This window comes from Synechococcus sp. KORDI-49, from assembly GCF_000737575.1.
In the GTDB taxonomy this organism is placed as follows: Bacteria; Cyanobacteriota; Cyanobacteriia; order PCC-6307; family Cyanobiaceae; genus Parasynechococcus.
Map to the genome: position 1 here is coordinate 1,337,196 of NZ_CP006270.1, position 11,326 is coordinate 1,348,521.

The following is an 11,326-nucleotide window of genomic DNA, read 5'->3' on the forward strand; positions in this document are numbered from 1 at the left end:
ATCGTGTGACTTCATCTTTGTCCATCGCCGCAGAATGGCGCCATGGCAAACCTTCATCCCCGACCGATCACCGCTGCGGAGCTGCAGCGATGGATCGAAAGTGGCGACAACCCTCCGCAGCTGGTGGACGTGCGGGAAGACGCCGAACTGGCCATCGCGCCTTTCCCGGCTGCGGTGGTTCATCTGCCGCTGAGCCGTTCCGGGGACTGGCTCGACACGGTTCCTTCGCGACTTCCGGCCGACCGCCCTGTGGTGGTGCTGTGCCATGCCGGTGTGCGCAGTCAGCATTTCGGCCTGTGGCTGTTGGAACAGAAGAGGCACGGAGAGGTGTGGAACCTTGAGGGCGGTATCGACGCCTGGAGCGTGCAGGTGGATTCGCAGGTGCCCCGTTACTGATGAAGCCCCTGTCCGCCCGACAACGACAGGTGCTGCAGGCGACGGTCCACCACTATGTGGACACGATCGAACCCGTTGGCAGCCGCACCCTGGTGCAACGCTTCGGCATTCCCGCAAGCTCCGCCACGGTGCGGTCCGCGATGGGCGTTCTTGAGCAGCGCGGACTGCTGACGCAGCCGCACACCTCCGCCGGACGGGTTCCCAGCCCGCTGGGCTACCGCCACTACGTCGACTGCCTGCTGCCGGAACCCGGGTCAGCGGTGCAGCTACTGGAACGGGAGCTGGCGGGCCTCAGCCTGCGCTGGGCGGCCCTCGACGATCTGCTGCTGCAACTGGCGCGACGACTGACGGACTTCACAGGGCTGATGAGTCTGATCACCCGGCCGGCCCCTCCCCGCAATCAGCTGGAAGCGGTGCGGCTGGTGAGGAGCGGAGACAGGCTTCTGGTGCTGCTGGTGGAGGACAGCGGCCGGGCCAGCCACCTCAACCTGAGGCTTCCCCATGGAGCTGCCGAGGAACTGGCGGCGATGGAGCGCTGGACCGATCGGCAGCTGGAACAGGGGACTCTGAACTGGGATGCCTTGCCGCCACAGCTGCAACGAAGCGGAGGCGTGCTGCGCAGCGCCCTGGATCAACCCACGCCGACCGGCGGCGAACCAACGGTGGTGCACGGATTTTCGCGCCTTGCGGCAGAACCCGAATTCCACAGCGCCAGTGATCTGCGACCGCTTCTGGAACTGATCGATGAGCGTCCCGAAGCGCTGGTCAATCAGGGAAGTCAGGCCCGGGTCTGGATCGGTGAGGAGCATCCCCATACCGCTCTCCAGACCTGCTCGGTCGTTCAGGCTCCCTACCGATGTGGATCCGAGGGCATCGGACAGGTGGCCCTGGTGGGACCGATGCGAATGGCCTACGCCACGGCGAAAGCTGCTGTCCAGCGGGTGGCACGCCACCTTGAGCTGTTGCTCAGCTGAGCGACCGCGGCCTCAGAGCTGGTCCCCCAGCTTCTCCGCCACGGTGTTGACGTCCTTGTCGCCGCGACCGGAGCAGTTGATCACGATCTCGCTGCCCTCGGGAAGCGTGGGGCAGAGGGTCTCCAGCCAGGCGAAGGCATGGGCGGTCTCCAGGGCCGGAATGATGCCCTCCAGTTCGCTGACCAGACGCAGGGCATCGAGCGCCTGCTGATCGGTGACGGCGCCGTACTCAGCCCGACCGATCTCCCGCAGATAGCTGTGCTCGGGGCCGACACCGGGGTAATCCAGTCCAGCACTGATGGAGTGGGCTTCCTGAACCTGTCCGTCTCCGTCCTGGAGCAGCAGACTCATGGCGCCATGCAGCACGCCCGCCCGCCCCTCGGTGATGGTGGCGGCGTGACGACCGGTGTCGACGCCATCACCAGCGGCCTCCACGCCGATCAACCGAACGGAGGTGTCCTGCACAAAGGGGTGGAAGAGTCCCATCGCATTGGAGCCACCACCGACGCAGGCCAGAAGCACATCGGGAAGGCGACCGAAGGCCTCCTGGCACTGCTGCTTGGCCTCCTGACCGATCACCGCATGAAAATCACGCACCAGCATCGGGTAGGGGTGCGGACCGGCGACGGATCCGAGGATGTAGTGGGTGGTTTCCACATTCGTGACCCAGTCGCGGATCGCTTCGCTGGTGGCGTCCTTGAGCGTGGCGGTGCCAGCGGTCACCGGTTGCACCGTGGCCCCCAGAAGACGCATCCGGAAAACGTTCAGAGCCTGACGGCGCATGTCCTCCGCGCCCATGTAGATGATGCAGTCCAGGCCGAAGCGGGCGCAGACGGTGGCTGTGGCCACACCATGCTGACCGGCGCCTGTTTCGGCGATGATCCGCTTCTTGCCCATGCGCAGGGCCAGCAGGGCCTGACCCAGGGCGTTGTTGATCTTGTGAGCACCCGTGTGGTTGAGGTCCTCACGTTTCAGCCAGATGCGAGGGCCACCGTCACTGCGTCGGTAGTGGGCGGTGAGACGCTCGGCCTCGTACAGCGGTGTGGCCCGACCGACGTAGTTCTTCAGCAGCTGGTTCAGCTCGGCGGTGAAGGCGGGATCATTCCAGGCCTGGGCGGCCGCCTGCTCCAGCTCCGCCAGAGCAGGCATGAGTGTTTCGGGAACGTACTGGCCACCGAAACGACCGAATCGACCGTGGGCTCCGGGACGCACCGATGGCTGCAGGCTGGATGGATCCGGAGTGCTGGTGGGGGGCAGGGTGCTGGTCACGGATCCACGGTGGAGCGTGGGGTCAGCGTAAGCAGGCAATCACGCGATGCCGCGGGTCGCAGGCACGGATGCTCTGATCCCGAAACCCGGCCTGCTGCAACGCCGCCGGCATATCGAGGGCGAAATATTGCTCGATGTAAGGCTCCGTGCTCTTCAACAGCGTGGCCACCGGCGCCGGCAACCGCTGAAGAACAGAGGAGGCAGGATCCTGATCCACCATCACCAGCACCCCGCCTGGACGCAGCAGCCGTCCTGCTTCGGCGAGGACGGCGTGGGTCGCCTGCTGCGGCAGCTCATGGCAGACGAACTGCAGGCTGATCAGATCGACGGACCCCGATTCGAATCCGGTGCTCTCGGCAGCGCCATGGCACCACTCGGCCACCAGTCCCTGGCTGTCGCGCACCCTGGCCACCGCGAGCATGTCGGGTGAGAGATCCAGACCGATCACAGTCGGGCGATCGAACCCGGCGGCATCAGCCCGCTGATTCAGCCAGATGGCGAGCGCCTGGGTGCTGACCCCCACAGAACAGCCCAGATCCACGACTCGGCGGATCGGGCCCTGCAGCAAGGGCTGAACAGCAGCATGGATGGCATCCCGCAGACGCGTCTGGGCCTGAGCTGGCGTGAGATCGTCATCGGGCCAGACCCGCAGGGCCATGGCATCGGTGGCCTGCTCCGCCTCCGCTGCGGCCTGCCAGCAGAGATTGCCCTGCTCGTAAGCGTGGAACCGGGCGCGGTAGTAGGCCGGTGGCGTGAGACCAGTGGTGGTGCTCGACTCCAGCAGCGGTGCAGCGGCCTGACGCAGCTCCTCGCGACGGGCTCGCCAGGGAATGCCGCTACGCTCGGCGGTGCGGATGATCAGCTGGCGGGCCTGAAAGAACAGCGGCCGGCGCAGCAACCCGATCCCGATCAGCAGCTCGATCAAACGGCCCAGCCCTCGGCTGGAGTCCGCCCAGCGGGGAGTGGCGGCGGCATTGGTCATCGACAATGAGAGCGATTGCGAAAGGCGGATGCCGAAGGGCGGCTGGCAGGAATTCAGCAGCGCCGACAGTCTGCAGCGGCCCAGTGGTCCGTCGGCGGAGCCCCGGCCGAAAGCCGATCAGATGGTGCGGGTGCAGCCGACCCGCGGCGGCAAGGGGGGCAAGACGGTGACGATGATCCGCGGTCTGGAGCTGGACGCGAGCGGCCTCAAGGCACTGCTGAAGAAGCTCAAGACCCGCATCGGCAGCGGCGGCACAGCAAGAGACGGCGTAATCGAACTGCAGGGCGATCAGGTGGACCTGGCACTGGACTTGCTAAAGGCCGAGGGCTACCGGCCGAAACGGGCGGGGGGTTAAGGGAGAATGGCCGCCACTTGAGCCCGTGGTGATGACCGCTGCTACCCCCAAGGCCTCCAACATCGTCTGGCACGAGGCGTCGGTGGACCGTTCAGCCCGGGCTGAACAGCGGGGGCACCGCAGCGCCATCCTCTGGTTCACAGGGCTCTCCGGGTCGGGCAAGAGCACCCTGGCCAACGCGGTGAATGCCGCTCTGTTCGAACAGGGGCTGGCCACGTACGTCCTCGACGGAGACAACGTGCGCCATGGATTGTGCAAAGACCTCGGCTTCTCCGATGCCGACCGTGAGGAGAACATCCGCCGCATCGGCGAGGTGGCCAAGCTGTTTCTCGACTCCGGTGTGATCGTTCTGACCGCCTTCGTCTCCCCCTTCCGCGCTGACCGTGACAAGGCCCGCGCCTTGGTCGAGGACGGAGATTTCTTCGAGATCCACTGCGCAGCGGACCTCGACGTGTGTGAATCCCGCGATCCCAAGGGCCTGTATGCCAAGGCACGCGCTGGGGTGATCAAGGAGTTCACCGGAATCTCCAGCCCCTACGAGGCCCCGGAACATCCGGAACTGACCATCGACACCGGTGCTCAGGAGCTCTCCCAGTCCGTCGCCCTGGTGATCAACGCCCTGCAGTCGCGGGGGGTGATTCCTGTTGCATCGCATCAGCCAGCGATTTGATGCAACTGGCGACGGGAACCGCCAACAGCAATCCCAGCAGTTCTCCCAGCCCGTTGATGGCCCCGATGCGCGCTCCGAGGGGAAGCGAAATCAGCAGCCAGGCGGGCTGGAGCCCCACGATGCTTCCCATCAAGCGCGGCTGGATCACCTGATCCACCACCTGGCCCACCAGGATCGCCGCAACCAGCAGCTCCAGACCGGTGCGCGGATCCTGGATTCCGAGAATGGCGCTGACCAGCACGATCGTGATCGCACTGGCATAGGGGATCAGCGTCGTGAAACCGATCAGCACGGCGAACAGCACGCCGTAGGGGATGTTCAGCACGGAAAACACCACCAGCTGACCGGCGCTGAGGATCAGGGCAAGGACCACCTGCCCGGCGAAGTAGCCCCGGAAGGTGCGCTCCAGGGTCGTGATCACCAGATCACGCCAGCGCTCCGGCAACCAGCGGGCGAGCCCCTGGGTGATCGAATCCCCCCCCAGCAGCAGAAACACAGCCAGCACCAGAACGATCACGGTGTTGATGGTCGTGCCGACCGTGGCACCGAGGATCGCCAGCAGACGCTGGCTGAGCTGGGTGACCACCCGACTCAGCTGGGTGACAAGGTCGCTGCTGAGATCCGCGAAATCAGCGGGCAGACCGCGGTCCACCGCCCAGGCCTGGCCCCTGTTGATCAGTTGTTCGGCCGCCGCCAACAGGGACGGCGCAGCACTGATCAGCTGACTCAGCTGCTCGATCAGCAGCGGCACCAGCTCCACGGCCGCAAACACGAGCAGTCCGACACTGACCAGCACCACCGCCGCGATCGACAGGCTGCGACTGAAGCCCCGTGCCATCAACCAGCGGCAGGGAAGATCCAGCAGAAAAGCGATCAGAGCCGCTGTGAGAAACAGACCTGGAAACGGGGCGAACTGCACCAGCACCCGTTTGAGCACAAAGGCATTGAGGCCCAACAGCGGCAGAGCAAGACCGACTCGCAACCAACCGGGCCAGGACATCATTCAGGGCGAGGGCTGGTTCATGGACATCAGGTACGCCGCACTGCCCTGCTCCTGAAGGCGGGCATCTTTGGCAACCACTGCATCGTGCAGACCGCGGCGGTGATCCGCCAGCCGGATGGCGAGCTGCTCATCTTCAACCGCAAGGATCTGAGCGGCGAGCAGACCGCCATTGAGACCTCCGCCGATGGCGACCGTGGCGACGGGAATGCCGCCGGGCATCTGCACGATCGAATGCAGGGAGTCCACGCCGGAGAGAGCTTTGCTCTGCACCGGAACTCCGATCACCGGCAGGGTCGTGAGCGATGCCACCATCCCCGGCAGATGGGCGGCACCACCGGCGCCGGCAACGATGACGCGGATGCCCCGCCCACGGGCCCCTTCCGCGAAATCGATCATGGCCTGAGGGGTGCGGTGGGCCGACAGCACCCGAACCTCAACCTCAACGCCAAGCTGCCGCAGGATCGCGGCTGCGGGCTCCATGGTGGGCAGGTCGGAATCGCTGCCCATCACCACGGCCACGCGGGGGAGATCGTCTGTCACAGGGCATTCCGGCGAGACTGCCATCGTCCCGCACGACCCTGCCAGGCCCGACCCGATGCGACGGATCATCGATGTGCGTCTGCCGGCCCCGCTCGATCGGGAGCTGGATCAGCTCCACCAGCTGGAGATCACTTCGGAAGGAATCATCCGGCAGATCCTGCCGATGGCGACCGGAGACCTCACAGCCGGTGAGTCGTGGAACGGCGACTGGCTGAGTCCCCGCGGCATCGATCTGCAGATCAACGGTGGGCTGGGCCTGGCCTTCCCAGAACTGAAGCCCAGCGATCTGCCGCGTCTGATCGATCTGCTGGACCAGCTCTGGGCCGATGGCGTGGAGGCGATCGCTCCGACGCTGGTCACCTGCGGCATTGCGCCACTCCGGCAGGCCCTCAGCGTTCTGCAGGAGGCTCGCCGCCACGAACAGGCCGGCCGTTGCCGCCTGCTGGGAGCCCATCTGGAAGGACCCTTTCTGGCGAATGAGCGCCGCGGCGCCCACCCGCCGGAACACCTGGCGGTTCCCAGCCTTGAGGCGCTCGATGAACGCATCGGCGGGTTCGAAACGGAGATCGCCCTGATGACGCTGGCTCCGGAACTCCCGGGTGCGAGCGCCGTGATCGCCAGGCTCCGGGAACTGGGAATCATGGTGGCTCTCGGCCACAGCGCCGCGAAGGCGGACCAGGCCGCTGTGGGGTTTGATCAGGGGGTGGGCATGCTCACCCATGCCTTCAATGCGATGCCGGGTCTGCATCACCGGGCCCCGGGGCCCCTGGGTGAAGCCTGTCGGCGGGGCGGCATCGCCCTGGGACTGATCGCCGACGGGGTGCATGTGGATCCCACCATGGCGGTGCTGCTGCAACGGCTGGCACCGGACCAGATCGTGCTGGTGAGCGATGCCCTGGCTCCTTATGGCCTTGCCGATGGAGAACACCGTTGGGATGAGCGGGTGCTGCTGGTGACGAACGGCACCTGCCGACTGGAGGACGGCACCCTGGCAGGGGTGACCCTGCCCCAGCTGGAGGGCGTCAGACGGCTGGCCGGCTGGTGCGGGCAGCCGGGCGCTGCGATCTGGGGAGCGACGGTCGCACCACGACGGGTGATCGGCACCGCTGTGACGTTGAACGACGCGTTGGTGGGCCAGCAGCTGACGAACCTGCTGCGCTGGAGCCAACGCGAGGGGAAACTCCACTGGGGCTGCGCTGCTTAAGATCCCGCCGAACACGACCCTGCTTCGATGGCCCCCGATCAACTGCTGGAGCAGAAACAGGCCGAGAAACAGGAGGTGAAGGGCTACTTCGAAACCACGGGCTTCGATCGCTGGAACCGCATCTACAGCGAAAGCGATGACGTGAACAAGGTGCAGCGCAACATCCGCATCGGTCACCAGAAAACCGTGGATGAAGTGCTGTCCTGGATCCAGGCCAGCGGTGAGCTCAGTGATGTGAGCTTCTGTGATGCCGGCTGTGGTGTCGGCAGCCTCAGCCTGCCGCTGGCCGAGATGGGGGCCGGCTCGATCAGCGCCAGCGACATCTCCGAAGCCATGGCTCAGGAGGCGGAGCGCCGCGCCCGCGAAGCGGGCCTGGACATGGGCAAACTGAATTTCTTCGCCAGCGACCTGGAAAGCCTGAGCGGCTCGTTCCACACGGTGTGCTGCCTGGATGTGTTCATCCACTACCCCCAGCAACCGGCCGAGGAGATGGTGAAGCACCTCTGCAGCCTCACCGAACAGCGCCTGATCGTGAGCTTTGCGCCGTACACGCCGCTGCTGGCGCTGCTGAAGGGCATCGGCCAGCTGTTCCCCGGCCCCAGCAAAACCACACGGGCCTACACCCTCAAGGAAGACGGCATCGTCAAAGCGGCGGAAGCCTGCGGTTTCCAGCTGGTGCGCCGCAGCCTGAACAAGGCCCCCTTCTACTTCTCGCGCTTGATCGAGTTCCGCAAGTCCTGATCACATCGGAGCATCACTGTTCCGAACAAAATCCTCCCTCAGATGAGGGAGTTCCTGATCAAACCAGACCGGTGAAATCCGACAGGCTGAAATCGCCATTGCCGCCAATGATGGCGCTGAAATCTGGGGCGCGTTCGATCACCTCGGCGTAACTCGCTCCTTTGCGAAGCAGATCATCGGCAGCCTCCACCAGGCTCGCCTCGCCTGCCGCATCGTTGCTGAGGGCCCAGAACATCATTCCGCCCAACCCCTTCTCCTCCACATAGGCCGCCTTGCCGGCAATGGTCGCGGTGGTTTCCATCGAGCTCCATTCATCACCGTCGTAGAGGAAGGCCGCCTTGTTGTCGTCGTCCCAGTAGAGATTGCGCCGACCCGTCACCACATCGTTGAGGACATCCTTGTAGTCGTAAACGCCAGCCTCGAACGAACCGGTGGCATCACGACCGGAGCCGGGTTGTTGATAGCCGAAGGTTCCACCATCCGAGACGTTCCCCCAGGCGCGGGTGTAGGCCGGGGCTCCCATCACGACCTTGCTCAGCTCGATGCCCGCCGTTTCAAAAACATCAACAGCCCCGGTGACGTCGTAGTTGTTGGCGTCACCGGTCATCGCAGCCTGATGGCCCGTGACGTTCTCCCAACCGCCATGGAAGTCGTAGGTCATCACGTTGTAGAAGTCGACGTAGGGGTCGATGCCTTGGAGATTGAGGTTGGCCAGCTTCTCTTGGCCACCCGCCGTGGCAATCGACACCTCAAAGTCACGCCCCGTCCGGGCTGAGAGATCATCGAGAGCCGTACGCAGGTCGCGCAACACCAGCTCGAAGTTGGCCCCATCACTGGCGGAAACCGCATTGCCCGCCTTACCGCCGCCACCGGGGTATTCCCAGTCGAAATCGACCACGTTGAAGAAGTCGTAGGTCTCGAAAATGCGCACGGTCTCGCTGACGAATTTGTCGCGACCCTCCTGCGTGGCGTAGGCGGTGCTGAACTCATCGGACAGCGTCCAACCACCCAGGGCAAAGCCGAGGTTGACCTCCGGATTGAGTTCCTTGAAGCGACGCAACTGCTCGAAGTTGCCGGCATCGTTGGTGCCAACGCCGTTCCAGCCCACCGGAACCGACGTCACCGTGATGGCATCACCGGTTTGGGTGACGGTGTAGCGCCCTGAGTTTTCGTAGATGTCGAGCAGCTCTGGTGCCATGGCGGCGTAGTCGCTGGCGGTGAAGGTGCGACTGACCTGATCGGACTGGGAGAAGCGTTTCTGCAGAGCTGCGAATTCGTCGAACAGGGTGATCGACCCATCCGCCTTCACATCAAAGAAGCTGTAATTCATGTGGGTCATCGACTGGCCGTCGACATCCGACAGATTGACGTCGCGGCTGTAAATGCCCCACTCCTCGAAGTAGGTCACCACCCGCTTGTCTGTGGTGCCGTTGGGTCGTTCGTAGTCGATGGTGACGGTGCCGCCCTCTGTCACGGGGCTGTCTTCCGTGACCGTGCTGTCGTTAACAACAGTGCTGTCTTCAACAACAGTGCTGTCTTCACCGGCAGTGGCTTCACCATCGGGTGTCTCCACAGCATCACTGGCGTCCGGTTGTTGAGGAGCCTCCGGCTGAGCCACCTCAGCGCTCGTGGCAGCAAGATCGAACACCTGATTCGGATCAACAAAGTCGCCAGAGCCCTGGTAGTAGGAGCTCTGAGCCGAACCCGCGGCCAAGGGGGCTGACCAGGACTTGGGCGCCAGGGTGATGGCGTAGCGACCATCGTCACGGAGCGTGTTGGTGAACTCGAAGTTGCTGACGCTCTTCAACGGCGCATCGGAGACAAAGCTCACCGTCCAGTCGGTGCCGACCGAAGTGCCGGTGGTGTTGGTCACCGTGAGGGTTCCAGCGAAGGTCCCCGACCAACCACCGGTGATCGTGGCGGACACCACCAAGCCGGAAGCAGAGGGGTCAACCTCAACAGAAGGCTCAGGACTTGATGGCTCGGAATCGCCGGGCATGTCCATGCCGGACTCCATGCCCATCTCGCCATCCATCTCCATCTCTGGCTCCATGTCCGTGGAGCCGTGGTCGCCCATGGAATGGCTGTCATGAGGGGGCTGCTCATTCACCGCCGCATCTCCAGACTGGGTCTGGAAACCATCCGTCAGCTCACCCTCAGGAGCTGCGGGGGTCAGCAGAGCGGTGCGGTCCTTGAGCGTCAACGACTCCACTGAGCGTCCAAAGGGAATCTCGAGGTTGTCTTCGACGATCTGATCGAAATGAAATTCCAGGCTGGCCCCAGGAATGTCATCCAGGCTGGTGTTCTGGAAGATGAAGGTCTGACCAGTGGGTTCGGTCGCAATGACCAAGTCAGCACCGTCCTGCGTCACAGAGAGACGCTCACGGGTGCCGTAATAGAGAAAGCTGATCTTGTCGGTGGTCGGATCAAAGTCGGTGATGGTCTCGACCCTGCCGTACTCATGGGAACGGATGTAGGTGGTGTTGGGGTCCCTCTCGCCAACGCCCAACTCCCAGGACACAACGCCCCCTAGGTCTTGGCGGAGGTGTTCGTTGCCGACGACACCGTAATCCTCGAGGGCCAGCTGGTCGTAGGTCACCCCCACCAGGGTCATCTTCTGAGCGTCATTCCAGGGGCTCAAGAAGGTGACGTAGCCCTCTTCCGTTTTGCCGAGAATCAGGTTGTGAACCGACTGACCGCCAAAATCAAGACGATCGATGCCAGGGCGGAAGTCGGTGACCTCCCCTGAATAAACATCCACCTCGAAGACGCGGGCTGGCGCATCAGTTGTCGGCGTTTCAGCCTCAGGCTGTACCTCTTGCTCAGGCTGGGGTTCAGGATCAGACTCCGGCGCAGGGCCCGGGCTTTCCGCAGCTGAATCAACAAAGAACATCTCGTCCGTCAATGTTCCGCTGTTGGGAAGATCTGAACTGACGGCATTGAAACTCAGGGTCAAGGAGCCACCTGCAGGAATCGAAGCGCCCCAACTCGGGGGACGAATGGTCACCTCAAAAGTGCCATCACCCAAATCAACAACGTCATAGCTGGACGACCAAACCTGAACATCGATTTGACTGGTGCGAAAGGTGTAGGACCAATCCGTGAGAGTGGTATCGCCAGTATTGGTAAGGGTCAACTGGCCTGACATACCACCCCAATAGAGGTTGCCGGAAACAGATGCTTGAAGCGCCA

General features: G+C 63.9%; 11 protein-coding genes. 6 read left to right on the forward strand and 5 right to left on the reverse strand.

Annotated elements, in window-relative coordinates; translation table 11 throughout:
• Positions 1–42: 42 nt before the first annotated feature.
• Positions 43–396, forward strand: a complete 354-nt coding sequence (locus KR49_RS06950; protein ID WP_043693288.1) for a rhodanese-like domain-containing protein — start codon at positions 43–45, stop codon at positions 394–396.
• Positions 396–1,370 (forward strand): heat-inducible transcriptional repressor HrcA, encoded by a 975-nt coding sequence (locus tag KR49_RS06955; protein ID WP_043693291.1) that lies wholly within the window; start codon positions 396–398, stop codon positions 1,368–1,370. Before KR49_RS06950 ends, KR49_RS06955 begins: the two co-directional genes overlap by 1 nt.
• Before the next feature lie 12 nt (positions 1,371–1,382).
• Here the strand turns inward: KR49_RS06955 and trpB are convergent, their stop codons facing one another.
• Together trpB and KR49_RS06965 are read right to left on the reverse strand one after the other, a co-directional pair.
• Positions 1,383–2,639: a tryptophan synthase subunit beta gene (gene trpB, locus KR49_RS06960; protein ID WP_043693293.1), complete on the reverse strand. Its 1,257-nt coding sequence runs from the start codon at positions 2,637–2,639 to the stop codon at positions 1,383–1,385.
• Between the two features lie 22 nt (positions 2,640–2,661).
• Positions 2,662–3,621 (reverse strand): class I SAM-dependent methyltransferase, encoded by a 960-nt coding sequence (locus KR49_RS06965; RefSeq protein WP_043693296.1) that lies wholly within the window; start codon positions 3,619–3,621, stop codon positions 2,662–2,664.
• A gap of 28 nt (positions 3,622–3,649) precedes the next feature.
• On the opposite strand from KR49_RS06965, the gene KR49_RS06970 reads away from it, so the two are divergent.
• Positions 3,650–3,976 carry a translation initiation factor gene (locus KR49_RS06970; protein ID WP_043693300.1) on the forward strand — a complete coding sequence of 109 codons (327 nt, stop codon included), beginning with the start codon at positions 3,650–3,652 and terminating at the stop codon, positions 3,974–3,976.
• Between the two features lie 31 nt (positions 3,977–4,007).
• Positions 4,008–4,646, forward strand: a complete 639-nt coding sequence (gene cysC, locus KR49_RS06975; protein ID WP_043693304.1) for an adenylyl-sulfate kinase — start codon at positions 4,008–4,010, stop codon at positions 4,644–4,646.
• On the opposite strand, the gene KR49_RS06980 is transcribed toward cysC, so the two are convergent.
• A complete protein-coding gene (locus tag KR49_RS06980) occupies positions 4,588–5,649 on the reverse strand; it encodes an AI-2E family transporter (protein ID WP_043693307.1) in 1,062 nt (353 codons plus the stop codon). The genes cysC and KR49_RS06980 overlap by 59 nt on opposite strands.
• Entirely contained in the window at positions 5,650–6,213 is a 564-nt protein-coding gene (purE, locus tag KR49_RS06985) for a 5-(carboxyamino)imidazole ribonucleotide mutase (RefSeq protein ID WP_043693311.1), read from the reverse strand. It lies immediately after the preceding gene.
• A 31-nt stretch (positions 6,214–6,244) separates the two neighbouring features.
• Between purE and KR49_RS06990 the strand changes: the two genes are divergently transcribed.
• Both KR49_RS06990 and bchM read left to right on the forward strand, forming a co-directional pair.
• Complete coding sequence (locus tag KR49_RS06990; protein ID WP_043693314.1) at positions 6,245–7,393, forward strand: N-acetylglucosamine-6-phosphate deacetylase; 1,149 nt, start codon at positions 6,245–6,247, stop codon at positions 7,391–7,393.
• Positions 7,394–7,420: 27 nt separating this feature from the next.
• Positions 7,421–8,134: a magnesium protoporphyrin IX methyltransferase gene (gene bchM / locus KR49_RS06995; RefSeq protein ID WP_043693317.1), complete on the forward strand. Its 714-nt coding sequence runs from the start codon at positions 7,421–7,423 to the stop codon at positions 8,132–8,134.
• A 58-nt stretch (positions 8,135–8,192) separates the two neighbouring features.
• Here the strand turns inward: bchM and KR49_RS07000 are convergent, their stop codons facing one another.
• Complete coding sequence (locus KR49_RS07000) at positions 8,193–11,282, reverse strand: glycosyl hydrolase family 18 protein (protein ID WP_052378204.1); 3,090 nt, start codon at positions 11,280–11,282, stop codon at positions 8,193–8,195.
• Positions 11,283–11,326 lie beyond the last annotated feature (44 nt).

Excerpts from the sequence above, each read along its gene's own strand:
- KR49_RS06950 (WP_043693288.1), top strand. The coding sequence starts at position 43 with ATGGCAAACCTTCATCCCCGACCGATCACCGCTGCGGAGCTGCAGCGA.
- KR49_RS06955 (WP_043693291.1), top strand. The coding sequence starts at position 396 with ATGAAGCCCCTGTCCGCCCGACAACGACAGGTGCTGCAGGCGACGGTC.
- KR49_RS06965 (WP_043693296.1), bottom strand. The coding sequence starts at position 3,621 with ATGACCAATGCCGCCGCCACTCCCCGCTGGGCGGACTCCAGCCGAGGG.
- KR49_RS06970 (WP_043693300.1), top strand. The coding sequence starts at position 3,650 with ATGCCGAAGGGCGGCTGGCAGGAATTCAGCAGCGCCGACAGTCTGCAG.
- cysC (WP_043693304.1), top strand. The coding sequence starts at position 4,008 with ATGACCGCTGCTACCCCCAAGGCCTCCAACATCGTCTGGCACGAGGCG.
- KR49_RS06980 (WP_043693307.1), bottom strand. The coding sequence starts at position 5,649 with ATGATGTCCTGGCCCGGTTGGTTGCGAGTCGGTCTTGCTCTGCCGCTG.
- purE (WP_043693311.1), bottom strand. The coding sequence starts at position 6,213 with ATGGCAGTCTCGCCGGAATGCCCTGTGACAGACGATCTCCCCCGCGTG.
- KR49_RS06990 (WP_043693314.1), top strand. The coding sequence starts at position 6,245 with ATGCGACGGATCATCGATGTGCGTCTGCCGGCCCCGCTCGATCGGGAG.
- bchM (WP_043693317.1), top strand. The coding sequence starts at position 7,421 with ATGGCCCCCGATCAACTGCTGGAGCAGAAACAGGCCGAGAAACAGGAG.
- KR49_RS07000 (WP_052378204.1), bottom strand. The coding sequence starts at position 11,282 with ATGTCAGGCCAGTTGACCCTTACCAATACTGGCGATACCACTCTCACG.